We start from the raw sequence: 20141 nt of genomic DNA on the forward strand, positions 1-20141 counted from the left end.
TGGTATAAAAAATTGAATTAAGGAGGAATTTTTTTGCATGACATAAATTTTGTTGCATTACGAATCAATATTGAAAAATTACTTGAAGAGAAAAAGATTAATCAAAGTGATCTATCTCTAGATAGTAGTATTGTAAGCAAAATACTAAATGGAAAAAGATCTCCCACTAGTCAGCATTTAAGAATATTAGCTCAAGATTTAGAAGTCAGTGTGGCTGAATTAACTGATACTAAAGAATTTGAACGTTTTAACAGGTATTTGAATGAACATGAAAATCTTTATGCAATGTATCATAGTGATGGACAAAAATTGATGCGTTCATCTAGTAGGGATATCATTGAAGCTTTAGGAGAAGAAGGACTAAGGTCCTTAGTCTTTAATGTTCTTTGCGGTGGAAATGTTCGTGACATTACAGAATTTATGACTAGAACTAGACTTATAATTTCAAATGCTGGGATTTTTAAGTTGTTATGTGACTTAGAACACGAAGAAAATACTACAGACAACTATTTAGACTTTTTAGGTAAATCGTTGCAATTATCAAGTAATGATAATCATCGTTTACTACCCTTGTGGCTCATGGGCTTAACGAAGAAAGGTCTGGATAATATTGTTAGAGGACGTGAAAATTTAAATGACTACATTAACAAACTAACAAATACACTAGAAGAAGTAGTTCCGTTATTGGAACATAATTTTGGTAAAATTGAAGGCTCTATTTCAGTTAATGGAAAAGAGATAAATGTGGATTGGGAATTTCTAAATAATCTTTTTACAGCAATTGGAGCTCAAACTTTAACTGTAAGAGGGTCATCAAAGTCAATGAGTGGAAAACTTTTTGAAAAATTAATTTTAGGCGCGGCTCTTACGCTATTTGGTTTTGAATACCGTCCAAGAGTACCAGAAATTATAGATCCATCTCAAAAATTATTTTGGTTGTCTTCATCCGAAGAAGAAGAGCGAGAAATCGATGCTACAGTAGTATTCGATCAAAAGGCTGTTAGGATTGATATTGGATTTATAGGTAAAGGAAACCCAGAAATCGCTACTGATAAAATGACTCGATTTAGAAGTGAAGGCGAAATTGGAAGTTTACATCATACTACAAAGACAATAGTCATTGTTGACACTATTGGAACCAATAGTCATATGAGTTCTATTGCGGAAAGTATTGCGGGTTATGCCGTTGAGATGAAAGATGAGCTTTGGATAAAACATTTCTCGAAGTACCTAGACAACTGCTTAGGTTCGGGTGACATACTAGTCGATTTAGACGACAATGAAGTTCATGAGTGGATCGAAGAGAGATTAGAGCACATAAATCTTGCTCATTTTATTGAAAAAATAGAAAGCGAAGAAGGGTAAATGTTAAGGGCAAGAAAAATCCTGCCCTTAACATTTATTTTATTTCAATGTCATCAAAAACGTCGAAGTACAATTGTTGTAAATCATCAATTGTTGCATTAACATACTCTTGTTCTTTTTCAATTAAGACAAACCGTCTTTCAAGATCAATCGCAGCTTTCCCAGTAGTCCCAATCCCTGCAAAGGGATCGAGTACTACATCATTTTTAAACGAATAATATTTAATCACTTTGCTAGCTAATTCTTTTGGGAAAATAGCACGGTGTCGCTTGTCCCTTGCGGGGCTGATATACCAAATATTTGTTTTTTCATAATCATCACCGACTTTAGAGTCTTTGATCAAGTCTTGATCAGGATGTTTTCTAATAAACCAATCAATAAGTTTATCAGATTTTTTTCTATATACTAAAACATTTTCTGTAACAGGTACAGGTTTGTACTGCAAAGGATTACGATCCGCAGAGAATCTTCTTCCCCTTCCGCTAGCCCAGCCAGCCCCTTCAGGTTTTTGCCATATTATATCGTCCATAAATTCAAAGCCTTCTTCAATAAATAGTCGATGCATATCGAAAGGAACTGCGATTCTTTTCGAAGATTCATTCCTACTAGCTCTTGGAATTAAAACTGGAGATACATTCATTACAAAAAATCTACCCTCAACTAAAACGCGTGCACTTTTCCTGATAACTTCTCTTATTACTTCTAAATACTCTTCATAATTTGTGTAATCGCTATATTCAGTTCTAGCGTTAAAGTAAGGCGGAGAAGTGAAGACTAGATCTACAGACTCTTCAGGTAAAGTATCAAGCATCGCTCTGCTATCTCCATGAAGTATAGTATTTTGCAACGGTGAAATCGGATATTGCAGTTTTTTTGGTTTACTAGATGATGGATTTTTTATTTCGTTATAATATTTTAATCGAGCCTGAATAACTTCTTTTTTTGTAGTTTTTTTAGGATCAAATTCCCCGGAGAAAGCATCAATAATAACGTAACCTAATACTGAACGACTATGATTCAATAAAGGTACTCTCCAAATGTGATATCTGTCATCAATCTCAGGTAAACCGAATTCTGTATTGTCTAATTGTTTACTATCTAAAAATACTTGAGCGTATTTTTTTGCTTCAGAAACTGTAGTTACTAAATATTTTCGTTGTTCACTTATGAGTACTTTTGACATATTTACCTCCATCTAATAAAGAAATGACTTAATAATATTATAAATAGTATTGTATTTAAGAAGCTATTCACTTTAATAACTTTACATGTTTTCATCATATCAGAAATCTATAAACACAAACTTTGTAGAATTAATAATTATATCGTACATTTATTTAATTTCCCAATAGAACTTGATAGTTTTATCCCATTAATAATATATATTTATCAGTTACAAATATAAAATTAAATATATATTATTTCCTTGAGAATATTTGAGGAGGTACTATGATGAGTAACGAGTCCAAAAAACGAATTCCAATCGTCACATTGAAGTTAGTAAGAGAAAAATCAATCATGTACGCTAAACGCCGCATCACCTCACCAGGTGATGCGGTTTCTTTGTTCCGTGATTATATGGGCGACCTCGATCGTGAGCATTTTGTACTAATGGGGTTAAACATGAAGAACGAACCAGTCGTGCTAGAGACGGTCCACATCGGCTCATTAAGTGCGTCCATAGTTCACCCTCGTGAAGTGTTCAAGTCTGCCATTCTCTCGAACGCAGCGTGCATCATGGTGTGTCATAACCATCCGTCTGACGACTGTGAGCCTAGTGGAGAAGATGTATCAGTCACTGAGCGATTGGCACAGGCTGGAGACTTGATTGGTATTCCGTTGCTCGATCATTTGATTATCGGCACAGAAGGATATGTCTCATTGAAAGAAAGAGGGCATTGCTGATGAATGATGCTAAAACGATTATCGACCGCGCACTTATGTATGTGGATAAAACGGATGAGGTGTGGTGGGACCTAATTGTCAGCGAGGCATTCGAATTCGATAAAGAGGAGTTGGACTTGTCCTTCCTACCTGATGAAATCGAAAAAACAACGGGAAACCGGGTCTCACTTGAAACGTACCTGTATAAAGAATATTTGGTCCATCTCCTACGTGATGGGCAAAGAATGTGTTTAGTGATTTATCATCGTGACGAACTAAAATTAATTCAACTAATCGAGGAGGAATAAACAATGAACGAGTATCAACGGATTTGGATTGACGGCGAAGAAGTCTATTGTAAGTCGGATGCATGGATCAATGCGGACTCGGATAGCATCTGGGATGAAGATGCGATGAAAGACATCTTAATGGAAGAATACGTGTCGGATGGGACGGATATTGATGAGGGTGTGGTCAGACAAGTGTTGAGTCAATTGCCTGCTGAAGACCGTAATATGGTGGCGCTGTATCTGTCTTATTATTTAAAGTTAGCGGAGGGATAAAAATGAAAGAAATGGTGAAAGTAGTATTTGACTTAATCTTATCGATAAAAATATATAAATGATAATCATAATTCATATCGTTTTGAAATGAAAACGATATGAATTATTTTTTTCGCTTAAATCTATAAAATAGCCCTAAAATGTGTCTGAAATGTGTCTTCTGAATAAAAAAAGTTGTAAGAAAATGCTCCTAAGGATTCAGGGCTGTTTGCCGACGAGGGTGAAATTTCCCCACGGATTCAGGGGCGTTTGCCGACGGTGATTTTCCTTCACAAAACTCGATACTGTGGTTATAGTTTTCCTACCGGGGCCCCAGGTAAATTGCAAAGGAGACATAACGATGTCGCATTTATCTGAACAAAATGAGTTAGAACACCAACAAGCATATGATCAAAGTGATTTTCAAGAACAGCAGGAAACAATGGAAACAGAATATGTGGACTATCTATCGATATTCACAGATGGTCAGTATCTCATACAGTCGGACGATGGACCAGAGTTCTTCCTGAAACCGAACGGAGTATACGCGATGAAGTATGACAAAGACAGTGATGACTACATCCCTGCGCGTAAACGCCTGTGTACACCAATCTACGTCAGTAGTGTGACGCGAAATCGACTCACAGGAGAGCTGGTTGCAAGGGTCGCCTATCAACTGCAGAACGCGGAATGGTATGAAGTCGAGTTGTCGTCATTAAACATCAACGAGAACGTATCTTCCAAGTTATCGAGTCTAGGGGTCGTCATCAATCCGACGCCAGGCAATAAGCCGTTGCTCGCTCACTACTTGATGCTTCAAATCAATGAGCTCGTTCATCACTCGATCCATGAATATGTCGGTTTTCGCAAAGAAGAATATGCCGAAGGTACTTCCTTGTTGTTCGCGCATGGAAGTCTAGAATATGAACGAGCAGCGGATGGAACTGTATACCATTATGAAAGTCAGGTGAGTGAGAGATATAGCAAAGCTGTCACAACCAAAGGGGATTATGAACAGTTGGTTGGTCAGTTGAAAAAGATGTTCTCGCACAAAGAGGTCAAACTTGCGTTGGCAATCGGATTTTCAGCCTTTCTACATGGATATCTGAAGTTGCAGATGCCATATTTGCTGAACTATATCGTCCATCTTCATGGCAACAGCTCGACAGGAAAGACGACAGCTGCGAAATTGGCGGTGAGTGTCGGGGGAAGTCCTTTCGACGCTCCATTGAAAACCTCATGGGATGCTACTGCGAATGCATTGCTGAATAGTTTCCAAGGAAATTTCGGATTGCCTATCCTGATTGATGAGTCATCGATGGCACAACGGGATGCCTCTGACATGATCTATCAATTTTCGAATGGAGAGGAACGGGCGAGACTCGGACGTGATTCGAAACAGCGACCTCGCTCGATTTTCTCGACCATCTGCGTATCTACAGGGGAGCAGAGCCTTCGAAATCTGGATCGTCGTGGTCATAACGTACAAAATGCTGGACTATCCGTGCGTGCGATTGAAGTGACAGATATCGACTTCATGCCTTCAAAAGAAATTGCAGAAACCGTCTCCGCGTTGACGAATGAACATTATGGGATTCTCGGACCGCTCTTTGCTGAACGACTACTGCATTTAGAACCGACAGCTTTACTCGAAAAGTGGAGTAAATTTCGTAAGGAGTATGAATCACTTGTCCCGAGCACGAGTAACTATGTGAATCGATTGTCACCGATGTTCGCGACGCTGGAATTCTCCATCCGTTATGCGTATGTGTGTTTTTTCCGTACTTCAGAAGATGAGAAGGACAAAATTAGTCGAGAGTTTCTCGAGTTCCGGAAGATGTTGGTTGATATCTTCAATGAACAATTGAAAACTCTCGATATCGCAAACACAGCATACGATCAATTACGAAACTATATCACTACCCATATCCGAAAGTTCAAATACAAGTCGTATCGTCCGATGCATAGTGAAGTTTTTGGGGAAATCAAACTGCATCGACAACCGAATCGTGTTGAAGTATTCATTCTAAAAGAATCCTTAGAGGAATTCTTACGAAAAGCCGGGTACACGAGCCCTAAAGTCATCTTACGAGAGTGGAGAGACAAGGAATTGATGGTATCAGAAGGTGATCGAATGACTTCTCGAACACGAGTGTTTGGAACAGAGCGAGTGACGGGATATCGGATAAAGTTTGCATCGGATACTTTTGATGGTTATCTTCCAAGTGATGAAGAACTCAGCTATAAGTTTGGACCTCAATGGAGTTCGGAGAAAGCTATTTCTCCAACCGACAATAGTAGCTATGAAGACATTAAAGACATGATTGCCAATGTTGAATTGCCACCACAGGACAACGATGACTTTTAAAGGAGCGAACCTACTATGCATATCGATACACAAGCAAATGAACTGACGGAGATTCTAAAAGACATGGTGTTATATCAACTAGCAAACAATAAAGGAGAGATGGCAGATGAGTGACGTGCTCGAAATCATCGCAGAACCTCCAAAGTCATACATGAGTGGCTCGAAAAATCCATCGACAATTGGAAAACGCGCGGCGATCTATGCTCGCGTTTCCACTGTCGAGCAGGCAGAGGAAGGGTATTCGATCGATGCACAGTTGAAGAGTCTTCGGGAGGTGTGTGAAGCAAAGGGGTTTGAACTCATTGAAGAGTATGTGGATGGAGGTATCAGTGGAAAGGATGTCGTGAACCGTCCAGGGTTACAGGCGATGCTTCAAGCCGTCGAGGATAGAAGGCTTGATATCGTTCTCGTCTGGAAGATGAATCGTCTATCCCGTAAAATCACCGACATGTTGAATATCGTCGATGCTCTCAAATTACGTAACGTCGAATTTTACTCTCATATGGATAACATCGACACCAATACACCACAAGGAAGTTTCCAGTTTCATATCATGGCTGCGGTCTCCGAGTTCGAACGGAAGAACATTGCTGAGAACGTGAGAATGGGGATGATTGAGCGCGCACAGAGTGGACGTTGGAATGGTGGTGTGGTGTACGGCTATGACATTATCAAAGTGAAAGACACGATGCGCAAACGCGGGGATACCATTCTTGAAATCAATCCTTATGAGGCGGAGATTGTGCGTCGGATATTTGCTCTCTATAACCAAGGAAATGGTTATAAGACCATCGCCAATCTATTGAACCGCGAAGGTCACAAGACGAAGCTCAAACGCAATCATTCCATCAATGGAATCAAGACGATCCTGACAAACCCGCTTTACGCTGGATACATCCGTTATAACGTGCGACAGGAGTGGGCGACCAAACGTCGGAACAACATCAATCCAAACCCAGTTCTTGTCGATGGGGTTCACGAACCAATCATTGATAAGGAGACGTGGCAAAAGACGCAGAAGTTAATGCAAGGACGAAGCCATACACCGAACCGGGTTCACTCTGGAAGCTACCTACTCACAGGTATCATGAAATGTCCCCAGTGTGGAGCAGGGATGGTGCTCTCTCGAACGACGAATCGACGAAAGAATGGAGAAAAGCGCGTACTGGAGTATTATGCCTGTGGACAATGGAAGAACAAAGGATCATCGGTGTGCAGTTCGAACGGGATTCGGGTCGATAAGGCGAATCCTTATGTCATCAATCGTATTCGTGAACTATTGAGTGATCAATCACTTTTAAAAGGCTTGGTTGAAGCAGTGAACAAGAATGCGAAGGAAGGCATTCAACCATTACAGAAGCGCCATATACATCTGACACGTCGTTTGGAAAGTTTGGAACGGAAACGCGAAAAAACAATCAGTCTTTATGAGGACGGAGTCATCAAAAAAGTCGAAGTACAAAAGCGTTTGGAAGCAAGTGATCTTGACATTCAGAAGACTAAGAATGAGCTATCCCAGATTGAACAACAACTCCGGGAACAAAATCGTTTGAAAGTGGACGCTGACGTCGTGGAAAGCCTTCTAAGCAATTTCGTGACGCTATACGACAAAGCCCTGACTGTGGAGCAACAGAAGCGCCTCGTGCGGATTCTGGTTGAAGAAATCACGATTGATGCGAGTCGCAAAATTGAGACCATTCAAATCAAACTGAATGAAGATGTTATCCGATTCTTTTCGGAAGAAGGTGGAGATGATCCTGACGGGTCACCTCCGCCTTTTTCGTTGCTGTTGAATATCGCATGACAACGCAAGGGGTGTCTTATCAGACGAAGCTGAAATCAATCCTAAGCTTCGAAATGAGCGATTAAAACAGGTTTTATTGATAATCCTCATAAACATGCCTTTACCATATGAAAGCCGCGTATATCGATTGTTACGCGGTTCTCATTATAAGACCCGAAAACCCGACTAACTTGTGTATAAAGGAGATGAATAGAATTCAAAATTAATTAGAGAGAATAGTATAATTTGTGTAATACCTATGTTAAATTCATCTATTTAAAATTTAATTTTTTAAATCTACTAAAAATGAAAGCTTAATGTGAGGAGGAATAATGTGTTATACAATGATGAGTTTGTATCAAGTTTGACCGAAGCAGAAGAATTCTGGAAATCTCCAATTGTAGTATGTGTTGCTAAAGAAAAAAACGAAAAGTGTAAACAACTTAAAAATTATATAGAGAAGTGGTTTGAGAAAATTGATGAAGATAAAAAAAAATCGTACTCTTCTCGCTTAAAAAGTTTAGACGATAAGGTATTTCTTGCTCAGGTAAGTGAATTTTTTGTATACGAATATTGCGATAGATTAGGTGAAATCGACCTAGATCCAGAACTGAAGGATGGAAAAACACCAGAATTATTGTGGGATATAAAAGGTCAAAAAGCTTTATTAGATGTTGTGACATTGTTTGATAATGAGAAGCGAGAAAAGTCAAACCAAGCTATTGACCGCTTACTTAACTATTTGGGCAAAATCGAGCACTATTATAATATTATCGTTTATTATGAAAATATTGATGAGCATAATATTAAACCCAAAAAAATTAAAGATACTCTCATAGGATATTTAGACGGTCTCGATCTTAAGAATGTTGAAGAGCAGGAAGAATTGATAATTCATGATTTCGGATTTGTAGGGGGATTTATCCCTATACCTAAGATGAAATTTATAAAAGATAAAATTTACTTTTCATTATTAGGTCCTATAGAAGAAATTGAAGCAAACAATTCAATTGAGAAACGAATTAAATCAAAATTGAGTAAATATAAGTGGGGTGGTCCATTATTTGTCGCTATTTGTAATAGTGCAAGCTTTGGCGTTGATTGGGAGGATGTGGCTGAAGTTTTATATGGTCCCTCTAATTTAAGATATAACTCTAGTACGGGAGAATATGAGCTCGTACGTGTAGAGGGTGGTATCTTATTGCCAAGAGGAAGAAGTGAACCCAAAAATACATCGTTGACCGGTGTTTTATTTTGTGAATTAAAATGGAAGGCTGAGGGGGAGCTGGAATTTAAAGTTGGACATTTTTTGAATCCATTTGCGAAGTATCCAATAACTTTACCCGTATGCAGTTATATAACTATAGAAAAAGATAAAATAGTATTTAATTTGAAAGAACAATGAAAGTTGAACAAAAACCTCATTTAGATGTGGTATGGAGAACCGTACCACAAATGAATGAATTGTAATGATTTTTTAGACGATTGAGTTATCAATTTTCTATTTTTGTCAGTAATGATTTCTAAAATAAAGAGATATTTTCTTCGTGTGTTAAATATCATTTCAGAGATTTTTTACTTTTAGAAGATGTATTAAATTTACTGTTCAATAAAATAGAAAAATATAGTAAAATTATAGGTGGTAAATTGAATGAAAGGAGACTCAACCGTGAAAAAATTAATTTTATTTACATGCTTATCTTTTGTAATTGTAATACTTGGAGCATGTGGTGATTCTGAAAGTTCTACTTCTAAAGATAGTAATGCATCGGAGGAAGTTTCCAACAAAGGAAAACTAAAAGCTGAAGACTATGAGAAATTATATAGTGACCCTGAAAAATATATTGGATATGAGGTGGAACTAACTGGACAAGTTTTTACTGAACCAGAGAAAGATTCCGATGGAACTTATATTCAATTTTGGGCTGATCCTGAAAATTCTGAGAAGAATACATTGGCAGCTGTAAATGATCCTAATTTGAAAATAAGTACTAATGATTACGTAATAGTAAAAGGTGTTGTTAAAGACAAATATGAAGGTGAAAATGCTTTTGGAGGAACAATCCAAGCACCAGTCATATTGGCTGAAAGTATAGAAGTTTCTGATTACATTTCTGTTATTTCTCCAACTGAAAAAGAAATAGTAGTTGATAAAGAAGTCAATCAGAATGAGCTTGTAGTTACTCTACAAAAGATAGAATTCGCAAAAAATCAAACAAGAGTTTATTTAAAAGTTAAAAATAATACACAAGACAATGCATCATTTTATTCTCACTCAACAAAATTGATTATCGGAAACAAACAATTAGAAGAGGAATACTTTAATTCTGAAGAGACTGGACTTGAAGAAATTCAATCAGAGATTTTGCCAGGAATTGAAACTGAAGGGGTCATCGTCTATCCAGCCATTGAATTAAGTGAAAATACCATCAAATTAAATGCTGAAGCTTATTCAGACAATTACGATTTAGATTTCAAACCATATGTTTTTGAAGTACCAATAAATTAATCGATAATCTATAGTTGTTGGACATGAATTATTAGTCAATTACTGGTTTTGAATAAGGAGAAAACATGAACTACACCATCAAACTCCTAACAGAACGAATTGCTCCAGACTTTCTAGCAACCTTTGAACGTTTTCAAGAAACCCATCGCATCTATGCCGTGGATTCAAATGGTGAGCTTTATCAAAAAGAAGAGCATTACATCGATGAATGGGACGATGCGAAAAAACAACAGGTCATTGAGATTCTTAACTACTACATCGACCGTGGCGGCGTTGTTGTGGTAATCCAAAAAGGCGAGACGCTGCTTGGCTTTGCCGGACTAAACGGACAATCGCTCGGAACGGAAGGCCAGTATTTGAATTTGGGTTTCATTCATGTGAGTCGTCCTTGCCGAGGTCAGGGAATCGGAATGCGATTATTTGAACGTGTCTGTCAGGCAGCAATCGAACGGAGTGCGAAAAAACTGTACATCGGGGCGAATCCGGCCGTTGATACGTATCATTTCTACAAAGCGATGGGATGTACGTTAGCCGAAGAAACCGTGCCAGAAGTCTACGAGGCAGAACCACTCGACTTACAACTCGAATATGTTTTATCATCTCCTGAGACTGCATCATAACGATGTGGTCTTTTTCATGCAAAAAATCGCTCAACTTCAAGCTTTATCTCCTATTAAGAATTGAGGATTTCGAAAATTTGTGATAGAATCACAAGGCAAATGATTATCATTATCAGTCGATAAGAATAGATGGAATCGAATAAGGTTGAGTGAATGTGAAAGGATGAATACAATGAGCACGCTTGAAGCATACAACATGGCATTTCGAAATGGATTGGAACTAGAGGACGATGTGGTCCTTGAAGAGATGAAGCTCGGGGAATCAACGGAGTGGGATTCGATTGGACATATGACCCTCATCGCCGAAATCGAGGATGCGTTTGACGTGTATGTCGACTCGGATGAAATGACAGAGTTCCATTCGTACAAGTCTGGTATCGCGTTGTTGCAGCGTCTCGGTGTGGACATCAAATCATGACGCTTTTTCAAACACTCGAGCAGTATGCGAATCGTGAGGCGGTCTATGCGGACCGCTCTTATTCATACAGAGAGATGCTTGAAGTCGGGGATTCGATTTGTGAGGAAGTCGGCGAACGGTCGCTCGTCTTCTGTTTATGTGCGAACCGGGTCGAGTCGCTCTTCGGATATATCGGCTTTCTCCGTGGGCGAGTCGTCCCGGTCTTGCTCGATGCAGATATTCCAGTAGAACAATTACAGAAGTTGATGGAACGGTATCAACCAACGCACGTCTGGGCTCCGGAGACAAGGGAGGATTTGGCGAACTCGTTGAATGCCTTCTATGGCTATGGTGGCTACGCCTTATTTGAAACCGGAACATCGGTTTACCACGAACTTCATGAAGAGTTGGCCCTTCTATTGACGACATCAGGTAGTACCGGAAGTCCGAAACTTGTTCGCCTCACATACAAAAATCTGAAGGCGAACGCTTCATCCATCATCGACTATCTCGACATCGATCAGACGGATAAACCAATCACGACGCTGCCGATGAACTATTCGTATGGACTCTCCATCATCAACAGTCATCTGTTGAAAGGGGCGACCCTCATCCTGACAGACCGCTCGATCGTTCAAAAGGAGTTTTGGGAGCTGTGTCGTGCCGAGCAGGCGACGACGTTTGGTGGGGTCCCGTTTCATTATGAGATGTTGAAACGATTGAAGTTTGAGACGTACGACCTCCCAAGTCTGAAGAAGTTGACGCAAGCCGGTGGCAAGTTGGACCCGGTGCTCGCACAGCACTTCGCGACGGTATGTGAAGAAAAAGGGATTCAGTTTTTCATCATGTACGGACAGACGGAGGCGACGGCCCGGATATCGTATTTACCGGATCGGATGCATGCGGAAAAAGCAGGGAGTATCGGAATTGCCATCCCTGGTGGAACGCTCACGTTGCGTGACGAATCCGGAAATGACATCAAAGAGGCGAACGTGACAGGCGAACTGGTGTATCAAGGTGATAACGTGTCGTTCGGGTATGCGACCTCGTTAGCTGACCTTGCGAAAGGTGACAACAATCACGGTGTCTTGCATACGGGTGACATGGCGTACCGCGACGAGGATGGGTATTTCTTCATCGTCGGTCGCATCAAGCGCATGATTAAACTGTATGGCAGTCGAATCAGCCTGGACGAAGTCGAGGCGCTCCTTCGAGAGCATGGACATGAGTGCGTCTGTGCCGGGGAGGACGACCAGTTATACGTGTATACGTTACAGGACGACGTTACGCACATAAAAAAAATCATGAAAGAACAAATCAAGGTGAAAGGTGTGCGGGTGATGCAGATTGACGAGATTCCGCGTAATGCGTTCGGGAAGATTCGTTATGCCGCATTGCCGAAGCGAGAACTTGTGACCACCTGATTGTCAGGAATCGGTACATCGTCAAGTTTCATAACATCAGGTGGTAAATATGACTTTTATTTCGATTGAATTTCTCTTATTTTTAACACTCATCGTTGGAACGTACTATATGATTCCACATCGATTCCGTTGGATACTCCTTCTCCTGGCGAGCTATGTCTTTTACGCCACGTTGAGCATTCAATTCATCCCGTTACTGTTGATCAGCACCGCCTTCACGTACGTCATCGGGATTCTGATCGAGAAGCAGGAAAAGAAAGAACAGAAGAAACGGCTCATGTGGGTCGGTGTCTCGGGGCTCGTCTTCTGCCTTGGCTGGTTCAAATATTTTAATTTCGTCAATGACTCGCTTCGTTCGTTCACCACATGGAGCGGATTTGATTATGACGTCCCGTATAGAGAAATCGTCTTACCATTGGCGATTTCGTTCTATACGTTCCAAGCCATCAGTTATGTCGTGGACGTCTCGCGCGGGAAGCAAAAGGCGGAGCGTCATTATGGCTATTTCTCGGTCTATTTCGCCTTCTTCCCGCAACTTGTAGCGGGACCGATTGAGCGGGCGAAAAAGCTACTTCCACAGTTGAAGACGGAACAACATCTCGACTACGACAACATCAGCTATGGGATTCAGCGCATTATCTGGGGATTCTTCAAGAAGACGTTAATCGCTGACCGGTTAGCCCCGATTGTCGCAAGCGTGTTCAACAGTCCGGACCCGACCGGTTCGGAGATCGTGCTCGCAACGATGTTGTTCTCGATTCAACTGTTCGCCGACTTCTCGGCGTGCAGTGACATCGCCATCGGCTGTGCACGCTTACTTGGGATTCGGTTATCGGAAAACTTCAAGCAGCCGCACTTCGCCGTATCAATCGCCGACTTCTGGAACCGCTGGCATATCACGCTTTCGATGTGGCTACGGGATTATATCTTCATGCCGCTCGCAAAAGGAAAGAAGAAACGCGAACAGATTTACGGAGCTATCCTTGTGACATTTTTAGTTAGTGGGATTTGGCACGGAGCCGCATGGAACTTCGTCTTATGGGGACTCATTCATGGAATCTATCGCGTGTTCGGAGACCATACGAAACAACAACGTGAAAAAATGGCGTCATGGGTCGGATTTGACTGCGTGCCGACACTGCATCGGTGGTGGAAAATCGCTATCACGTTCCAGCTCGTCTGCTTCTCACGTGTCTTCTTTCAGTCTCACTCCATGGCGGAGGCGTTCTCGCATGCCAAACTGTACGTGACACCCTCTTCATGGGCACCGTCAGGCATGATACAGGCGATTCAAATCTTCTCGTTACTCGATTTAATCATCTTCCTCGTCGTCTTTGTCGTCGTTCATCTGTTCCAACATATTGAGCGGACGAGAGGTTCGGCGTGGGACTGGATGGCACGTCAGTCTGTGGTGACGAGCGTGGCCATCAACTTGTTCTTTATTGTCTTGGCCTTCTTGTTTGGGGTGTCGGGCCAAGGATTTGTATACGGTGGGTTTTAAGATGTACGGAAAGGAATTAGCATGAAGCGTTTAGGAATCAAAATAGGTGTCGTGTTACTCGTCATCATCGCACTCTTCATTCCCGTCAACGAGTTCGTGAAAGAGTCGTGGGAGTATAATAATAACCGAGCTGTCCTTGCCTTTAAGGAAGACCCCCACCCGGTCGACATCATCAATCTCGGGACGTCCCATGCGATGTACGGGTATTCATTCAAGTCGCTTGGATTGTCGCATCTGGATTTGGCGTTACCGAGTCAACCGATCGAATATGACTTAAAGATGTTGAAAGAATACGATGAACATCTGAAGCCAGATGGGGTCGTGATCGTCTCGTTATCACAAATCACGTTCAGCAATTCGGACGTCGGTCGGAAAGAAAACTACTATCGCGTGTTGGAACGGGAAGACTTGGAGTCGGTCAGTTGGTTCCACTACTATACGCACGAGCGCTTCCCTGCATTGAACAGTGGGAGTGCCTACGCCGCTATTTCCCGGGAAATCCGAGATTTTCGCTTTGATGTGCATAAGCCATGGGAAAATGGTGGGCTGAATTATTCCGAGCGTAAGTTTGAAGAAGTGGCCGCTCAATACGAGAATGCCGTGATCCATCACGAGATTGAAGAGAATATGGCACATTTACAAGACATCATCGATTACTGCAAAAAGCAAGGCTATCGCGTCGTCTTAGCGATGGAGCCGGTCCATGCGTCATATCATACGTATTTTGATGAAAACGTGATGGAGCACCTCGTATTTCAGTATTTAGAAAAATTGGATGTCGATGTCCCATTCCTCAACTACATGGGGGATGAACGGTTCATTCACAAACAATCCTTCTTCCATAACCCGGACCACTTGAATGGGGACGGGCGAAAATTATTGTCTACGCTTGTCTATGAAGATTTGAAGCGGTTGGGGTACATTCAAGAACAATGACTTCGTATTCAATCGAAAAGAATGCCTGCGAACGTCCATAATATCACTAGCATCGATAGGAACGAGACGAACACGGTCTGATTCGATACCTGTTTCTCCGCAAATCGTCGAAATAGTCGTTCGAGCATTGTTTGACCGACGACAACCGCAAGAAAGATGATCATCATTTCAATGAATAAAGAAAAGTCGTTGCTAAAAATAAAAATCATGGCAATAAAGAGAATAATGGAGCTCGTCATTGTGGTGAGAAAACGTTGTTTATTCAAGTGAATCTCTCCTTTCTCCCATTGATACGTGTATGCTGAAGAAAAGATTCAACGAAATGGGGGAGGGTTCCAATCGAAACAATCTATTTAGCCGAAGGATGTCTATGGGGCGTCCAGGCATTCGTGAAGACGTTACCCGGCGTCCTCTTGACCGAGGCAGGTCGTGCGAATGGGACGACGGACACGTTAGACGGAGAGTATGACGGTTACGCGGAGTGCGTCAAAACGACGTTCGATCCGGACGTAGTGACGGTCGAGGATTTGATGCATTACTTGTTCGAAATCATCGACCCATACAGCATCAATCAACAAGGGATTGATGTCGGGGAGAAGTATCGAACGGGCGTCTACAGTGAGGAGCCACGACATCTGCTCGAGGCGCAAGCGTTTATAGATCAACGCGCTGATGTGGAACGGATTGCTGTTGAAGTGAAGCCGCTCACGAACTATGTGCGAAGTGCGGACGAACATCAGGACCGTCTGACACGTTGCCCGGACGATTATTGTCATATCCCGAAAGACGTGTTAATAAAATATCAGACCATATAGCCATTGAAAGCGTCTCTTTTTGAGGTGCTTTTTTAGATGAAAAAGTAAAAGAAGTAGTCTTTCACTCGAATTGAACTGAACCCAGAAAGGGGCACATTTATAAAAATTGCCCCATTCGTGAATATTCATGAGCATCTGAGTGACTGTTCAGCCTCCTATTGTTTCTTTGGAACTAGTAACCAATCAGGACTGGTATAATGGGTGACATGGATTGATAGAAAAGAAGAGGTGGATGGAATGAACAAGAAAGAGATTGCGGCGATTCGCCGACAGTTTAAAGTAAATGCGACCAAACTCAAGATTGCTGATCTATATACGATTTACATCCGACAGGAAACGAATGAGATTTATTACGAAGAGTTGCGCCCGTTCCCGTTCCTTGAAGAAGAACAGCAAGAACTGTTTTTGACGAACTTCAAAAAAGTGCTCGGCGGGAAGCTAGATGAAAAGTTGTTCGAAGTGAAGTTCCAATATCCTGAGGAAGGTCAAGTCGACCATACGCAAGGGTTGCTCTATGAAGGACTCCGTACGGAAGAGACAGACGTATGGACGGACTATATGCAGCGCATCGCGTTGAAGATGGTGAAGGACACGCCGTTTGAGAAAGACATGGTCGTGACGTTCATTCGGGGGAATTACAATAAACCGACGAACCGACATTCGGAAGAGTCTGAGATTCACGCGAACGATGAAGTGTATACGACGAAGTTCATCCTCGGCAGTATCAGCCCGACAGAACTTCCGAAAAAGTCACTTGTTTTTGACTTCGTCGAGCGGGAATTCAAAGCCAGCTTGATTGTAAATCCGATCATCAAACTCGAGGCGCCAATCGGTGGATTCTTATTCCCGTGTTTCACGGATAACGCGGCCGATGTGAACCATGTGCTTTACTCGGCGCATAAAGCGCATCAACCGGATATGACGTTCATCGAGAACGTGTTGAACGGTTCGGAAATCGTCACGGCAGTGGAAGAGAAGGCTGTCTTTGAAGAAGTCATCAAAGCGGTCATCGGCGAAGAAGTTAATTCCCGGACACTCGCGACCGTTTACGATGAGATCAATCAAATCATCGTCGCCGAGGAAGAGAATGAGCAAGAAGAAGAGACGGTGGCCATGCTCGACTCTCGGGCGGTCGAGGTCGTCTTACGGGCGAGCGGTGTGGAAGATGTGACGACGGAGAAGGTCGAGCAGGCGTTCAAGCAAGTCGTGGATGACACGAAATATGAGATGAAAGCGACGAGTGTCGTTCCGAAGTATACGTCAAAATCAATCAAGATCAATACAAAGGTCGCCAATATTTCGGTCAGTCCACAAGATTTGAAATACGTGAAGCAAGTGAATTATAAAGGAAAACCATGTCTCTTAATCGAAGTGGAAGAGGAGACAGAAATCGAAGGGTTCAAGCTCATCTCTGAAGAGTCGTTAGACTGATTGGGGGAAAATCGATGCATCCGATCGAGTTGATTGAATATGTTGCATTTTTCATCCTGGTTGCTATCCCACTATTACTTGCGCTAGCATTGCGTGAAAAATGGAGACTCGGTATGGTTGGCGTTGCATTGCTGATTGTTATGACGTACGGTACGTTCTATTTTTCACGCCCTGTTCTTATAGCGGAGCGGGTCGCAGAAGACAAGCACCTCGTTGACATGTATCTCGCTGAGCAGTATCCGGACGAAACATACAGCATAAGAACAATCCCGTTTCGCGCGGATGGTTTCGAACACACGAATCCGTATACGATCTACGTCACATTTACAAATGAACCGAACGCAGAATACTACTATCGCGTCGATGAAAAGAATGACGTGTCGATCTCGGGATTCACAGGGAACGTTCAAGATTTTCGATTCAAGTGAAGGGTCCAAGGCTTAAACCTTGGGCTCTTTTTTGACAATCAAGTGAGGAAGGTTGAATTCAATCTTTGATACAGGTATGATGCAGATGAAAACGTTTTCTAAAAACTATATTTTTTTACCGTTTATCGAAAGCGCTTTCGATGTTTGTCGAATAACGAAAAAGCCTCAAAGACGAACATCATCTTTGAGGCTGGGTATGCATTATTTATGAGCTTTGCTTACTTTAAGTTTCTTCCCTTTGATTGGCGTCGTTTCCATCGCCTGAAGGACGATCGAACCTTTTCCGTTGAGGATATCGACGTACGTCATCTGGTCGTTGATCGTGATGATTCCGATGTCGTCAGCGGATACTCCAGGGATTTTTGCAATCGTTCCAACGAAGTCGACGGCACGAAGTTTTTTCTTCTTCCCGCCACTGAAATGGAGCTTCATGATGTCTTGATTGATGCGAGCCGTCTTGTTGTTGCGAACGACGCGTCGTCCGCTCAACTTTTGCTCAAAGGCATCTTGGTTAGCCGCGACTTCCGCTTCTGTCGGAGCATCGATCATCGGAATTTCGAATTGAACGTAAGATTCGATGGCTCCGATGAGGCGCTCTTCCTGACGGGTCATGAGTGTGATGGCCGTCCCTTGTTTGCCGGCACGTCCGGTACGACCGGTACGGTGCACGTAGCTTTCTTTTTCGACAGGAACGTCATAGTTGACGACGAGCTCGACGTTATCGACATCGATTCCGCGCGCTGCGACGTCTGTCGCCACGAGATAACGGAAGTTGCCCATCTTGAATCCGTTCATGACGGCGAAGCGATCCTCTTGCTCGAGTCCACCGTGAAGACGTTCAGTCGAATAGCCAGCTTTGTCGAGCTCGGCGTACACCGTGTCGACGTTCTCTTTCGTTCGACAGAAAATCATACAGCTGTCCGGGTTCTCGACGACCGTGATGTCTTGAAGGACAGCAAGTTTCTCATTCCGATGAACCGGGAGGAGACGGTGTTCGATTGTCGAAGCGGTCATGCCGGTCGATTCGATGGCGACACGCGCAGGAGCATTCATATGCTTCTGACAGAGGCGTTCGATATCTTGTGGGAACGTCGCTGAGAAGACCATCGTCACGCGTTCGTTTGGCAACTGCTGAAGAATCTTCTCGACGTCAGCGAGGAAGCCACGGTTGAGCATCTCATCCGCTTCATCGATGATCAAGTATTCGATACGGTCGAGTGAGAGGGTTTCGCGCTCGATGTGGTCCATGACGCGTCCTGGCGTACCGACGACGATATGTGTCTTTTGCTTCAACTCTTCACGCTGTTTCGAGAACGGTTCTTTCCCGTAGACGGCAGTCGCTTTGATTCGTTTGAAACGTCCGATGTTCGTCATATCTTCTCGGACTTGAACGGCGAGTTCGCGTGTCGGTGTCAAAACGAGCACTTGGGGTTTATTTTCAGCCCAGTCGATGAGCTCGATGACCGGAATCCCAAAAGCGGCAGTCTTTCCGCTTCCTGTCTGTGCTTTGACGATTAAGTCTTCGCGCTCGAGCGCACGGGGGATGACCTGCTGTTGTACTTCGGTAGGTGATTCGTATTTCATAATGCCTAACGCACGAGTGATCTCGTCGCTCAGGCGATAATCAGTAAATTGCTGTTTGTTCATGGGTAACCTCATTCTTTCGTGAAAACTTCTGCTACAGAAAATTTCAATGTCTATTTGCAATACAGTCCATTATAGACCGAAAGTTGGTAGGAAAGCGAATGACAATCCATTATCCGAAGTCAGGCAGCGTCGGATCGGGTTGAATTGCATAAAAAATAAATTGATCATGAACATCTTCTAACTGGTCAATCAACTCTTCATTTTGTTGTCGATATGCGTCTAGTAGTTGAGGGCATATGTAGTGGATGGTTCCATCTTCTCGAGCCAGACTAGCGGTCTCTTCCGCATCATATTCTAAAACGAACGGTTGTTGGCATGCTGTGCAGCAACCAATCTCCATCTTGTTAAAACCGATTTTCGCTCCTTCGATGAAACAAGAATCACAATAATGTTTGATGGGATCACCAAAGTGACCGAGTTCATCTGTATGGATGACTTTCTGTTCTGTTAATTGCTTGTTGCAGCTAACGCAGTTGTACATCAATAACACT

The 20141-nt window shown here is 42.4% G+C and carries 20 protein-coding genes; 16 read left to right on the forward strand and 4 right to left on the reverse strand.

The window, feature by feature from the left end; genetic code table 11:
• Positions 1 to 33 precede the first annotated feature (33 nt).
• Positions 34 to 1365 (forward strand): CfrBI family restriction endonuclease, encoded by a 1332-nt coding sequence (locus KNO76_RS11365; RefSeq protein ID WP_214885499.1) that lies wholly within the window; start codon positions 34 to 36, stop codon positions 1363 to 1365.
• Positions 1366 to 1399: 34 nt separating this feature from the next.
• Here KNO76_RS11365 and KNO76_RS11370 read toward each other — a convergent pair whose 3' ends face one another.
• Positions 1400 to 2548 (reverse strand): DNA-methyltransferase, encoded by a 1149-nt coding sequence (locus KNO76_RS11370; protein WP_214885503.1) that lies wholly within the window; start codon positions 2546 to 2548, stop codon positions 1400 to 1402.
• A gap of 269 nt (positions 2549 to 2817) precedes the next feature.
• On the opposite strand from KNO76_RS11370, the gene KNO76_RS11375 reads away from it, so the two are divergent.
• From KNO76_RS11375 to KNO76_RS11430, 12 genes are all read left to right on the forward strand, one after another.
• Positions 2818 to 3270: a JAB domain-containing protein gene (locus KNO76_RS11375; protein ID WP_214885504.1), complete on the forward strand. Its 453-nt coding sequence runs from the start codon at positions 2818 to 2820 to the stop codon at positions 3268 to 3270.
• Positions 3270 to 3557: a hypothetical protein gene (locus KNO76_RS11380; RefSeq protein WP_214885505.1), complete on the forward strand. Its 288-nt coding sequence runs from the start codon at positions 3270 to 3272 to the stop codon at positions 3555 to 3557. Before KNO76_RS11375 ends, KNO76_RS11380 begins: the two co-directional genes overlap by 1 nt.
• Before the next feature lie 3 nt (positions 3558 to 3560).
• Positions 3561 to 3812 carry a hypothetical protein gene (locus KNO76_RS11385; RefSeq protein WP_214885507.1) on the forward strand — a complete coding sequence of 84 codons (252 nt, stop codon included), beginning with the start codon at positions 3561 to 3563 and terminating at the stop codon, positions 3810 to 3812.
• A 340-nt stretch (positions 3813 to 4152) separates the two neighbouring features.
• Positions 4153 to 6159: a DUF927 domain-containing protein gene (locus KNO76_RS11390; protein WP_214885513.1), complete on the forward strand. Its 2007-nt coding sequence runs from the start codon at positions 4153 to 4155 to the stop codon at positions 6157 to 6159.
• Between the two features lie 106 nt (positions 6160 to 6265).
• The gene (locus KNO76_RS11395; RefSeq protein ID WP_214885515.1) at positions 6266 to 7963 is read left to right on the forward strand and encodes a recombinase family protein; all 1698 of its coding nucleotides are present in this window, start codon (positions 6266 to 6268) and stop codon (positions 7961 to 7963) included.
• Between the two features lie 313 nt (positions 7964 to 8276).
• Positions 8277 to 9347 carry a hypothetical protein gene (locus KNO76_RS11400; protein WP_214885516.1) on the forward strand — a complete coding sequence of 357 codons (1071 nt, stop codon included), beginning with the start codon at positions 8277 to 8279 and terminating at the stop codon, positions 9345 to 9347.
• 264 nt (positions 9348 to 9611) lie between these two features.
• On the forward strand, positions 9612 to 10451 hold the full coding sequence (locus KNO76_RS11405) for a DUF4352 domain-containing protein (protein WP_214885517.1): 840 nt from the start codon (positions 9612 to 9614) through the stop codon (positions 10449 to 10451).
• Between the two features lie 65 nt (positions 10452 to 10516).
• Positions 10517 to 11071 carry a GNAT family N-acetyltransferase gene (locus tag KNO76_RS11410; RefSeq protein WP_214885518.1) on the forward strand — a complete coding sequence of 185 codons (555 nt, stop codon included), beginning with the start codon at positions 10517 to 10519 and terminating at the stop codon, positions 11069 to 11071.
• A 172-nt stretch (positions 11072 to 11243) separates the two neighbouring features.
• The gene (locus KNO76_RS11415) at positions 11244 to 11489 is read left to right on the forward strand and encodes an acyl carrier protein (RefSeq protein ID WP_214885519.1); all 246 of its coding nucleotides are present in this window, start codon (positions 11244 to 11246) and stop codon (positions 11487 to 11489) included.
• On the forward strand, positions 11486 to 12892 hold the full coding sequence (locus KNO76_RS11420) for an AMP-binding protein (protein WP_214885522.1): 1407 nt from the start codon (positions 11486 to 11488) through the stop codon (positions 12890 to 12892). The genes KNO76_RS11415 and KNO76_RS11420 overlap by 4 nt, the downstream gene beginning before the upstream one ends.
• Before the next feature lie 49 nt (positions 12893 to 12941).
• Complete coding sequence (locus KNO76_RS11425; protein WP_214885524.1) at positions 12942 to 14393, forward strand: MBOAT family O-acyltransferase; 1452 nt, start codon at positions 12942 to 12944, stop codon at positions 14391 to 14393.
• A gap of 21 nt (positions 14394 to 14414) precedes the next feature.
• Positions 14415 to 15329: a hypothetical protein gene (locus KNO76_RS11430; RefSeq protein ID WP_214885531.1), complete on the forward strand. Its 915-nt coding sequence runs from the start codon at positions 14415 to 14417 to the stop codon at positions 15327 to 15329.
• A gap of 8 nt (positions 15330 to 15337) precedes the next feature.
• On the opposite strand, the gene KNO76_RS11435 is transcribed toward KNO76_RS11430, so the two are convergent.
• Positions 15338 to 15595, reverse strand: a complete 258-nt coding sequence (locus tag KNO76_RS11435) for a hypothetical protein (protein WP_214885534.1) — start codon at positions 15593 to 15595, stop codon at positions 15338 to 15340.
• Between the two features lie 72 nt (positions 15596 to 15667).
• Between KNO76_RS11435 and KNO76_RS11440 the strand changes: the two genes are divergently transcribed.
• From KNO76_RS11440 to KNO76_RS11450, 3 genes are all read left to right on the forward strand, one after another.
• A complete protein-coding gene (locus tag KNO76_RS11440) occupies positions 15668 to 16144 on the forward strand; it encodes a peptide-methionine (S)-S-oxide reductase (protein ID WP_214885573.1) in 477 nt (158 codons plus the stop codon).
• Between the two features lie 237 nt (positions 16145 to 16381).
• Positions 16382 to 17575: a DUF4317 domain-containing protein gene (locus tag KNO76_RS11445; protein WP_214703546.1), complete on the forward strand. Its 1194-nt coding sequence runs from the start codon at positions 16382 to 16384 to the stop codon at positions 17573 to 17575.
• 14 nt (positions 17576 to 17589) lie between these two features.
• Positions 17590 to 18003: a hypothetical protein gene (locus KNO76_RS11450; protein WP_214885535.1), complete on the forward strand. Its 414-nt coding sequence runs from the start codon at positions 17590 to 17592 to the stop codon at positions 18001 to 18003.
• Positions 18004 to 18204: 201 nt separating this feature from the next.
• Here the strand turns inward: KNO76_RS11450 and KNO76_RS11455 are convergent, their stop codons facing one another.
• Together KNO76_RS11455 and KNO76_RS11460 are read right to left on the reverse strand one after the other, a co-directional pair.
• Entirely contained in the window at positions 18205 to 19650 is a 1446-nt protein-coding gene (locus KNO76_RS11455) for a DEAD/DEAH box helicase (protein WP_214885537.1), read from the reverse strand.
• Positions 19651 to 19759: 109 nt separating this feature from the next.
• Positions 19760 to 20131, reverse strand: a complete 372-nt coding sequence (locus KNO76_RS11460) for a hypothetical protein (protein ID WP_214885538.1) — start codon at positions 20129 to 20131, stop codon at positions 19760 to 19762.
• Positions 20132 to 20141: the final 10 nt, after the last annotated feature.

Source organism: Exiguobacterium sp. s101 (assembly GCF_018617835.1).
GTDB lineage: Bacteria > Bacillota > Bacilli > Exiguobacteriales > Exiguobacteriaceae > Exiguobacterium > Exiguobacterium marinum.

Bases quoted from the DNA above. Each gene is read 5' to 3' on its own strand.
- KNO76_RS11370 (WP_214885503.1), bottom strand. From the start codon at position 2,548: ATGTCAAAAGTACTCATAAGTGAACAACGAAAATATTTAGTAACTACA.
- KNO76_RS11375 (WP_214885504.1), top strand. From the start codon at position 2,818: ATGAGTAACGAGTCCAAAAAACGAATTCCAATCGTCACATTGAAGTTA.
- KNO76_RS11380 (WP_214885505.1), top strand. From the start codon at position 3,270: ATGAATGATGCTAAAACGATTATCGACCGCGCACTTATGTATGTGGAT.
- KNO76_RS11385 (WP_214885507.1), top strand. From the start codon at position 3,561: ATGAACGAGTATCAACGGATTTGGATTGACGGCGAAGAAGTCTATTGT.
- KNO76_RS11390 (WP_214885513.1), top strand. From the start codon at position 4,153: ATGTCGCATTTATCTGAACAAAATGAGTTAGAACACCAACAAGCATAT.
- KNO76_RS11395 (WP_214885515.1), top strand. From the start codon at position 6,266: ATGAGTGACGTGCTCGAAATCATCGCAGAACCTCCAAAGTCATACATG.
- KNO76_RS11410 (WP_214885518.1), top strand. From the start codon at position 10,517: ATGAACTACACCATCAAACTCCTAACAGAACGAATTGCTCCAGACTTT.
- KNO76_RS11415 (WP_214885519.1), top strand. From the start codon at position 11,244: ATGAGCACGCTTGAAGCATACAACATGGCATTTCGAAATGGATTGGAA.
- KNO76_RS11420 (WP_214885522.1), top strand. From the start codon at position 11,486: ATGACGCTTTTTCAAACACTCGAGCAGTATGCGAATCGTGAGGCGGTC.
- KNO76_RS11425 (WP_214885524.1), top strand. From the start codon at position 12,942: ATGACTTTTATTTCGATTGAATTTCTCTTATTTTTAACACTCATCGTT.
- KNO76_RS11430 (WP_214885531.1), top strand. From the start codon at position 14,415: ATGAAGCGTTTAGGAATCAAAATAGGTGTCGTGTTACTCGTCATCATC.
- KNO76_RS11445 (WP_214703546.1), top strand. From the start codon at position 16,382: ATGAACAAGAAAGAGATTGCGGCGATTCGCCGACAGTTTAAAGTAAAT.
- KNO76_RS11450 (WP_214885535.1), top strand. From the start codon at position 17,590: ATGCATCCGATCGAGTTGATTGAATATGTTGCATTTTTCATCCTGGTT.
- KNO76_RS11455 (WP_214885537.1), bottom strand. From the start codon at position 19,650: ATGAACAAACAGCAATTTACTGATTATCGCCTGAGCGACGAGATCACT.
- KNO76_RS11460 (WP_214885538.1), bottom strand. From the start codon at position 20,131: ATGTACAACTGCGTTAGCTGCAACAAGCAATTAACAGAACAGAAAGTC.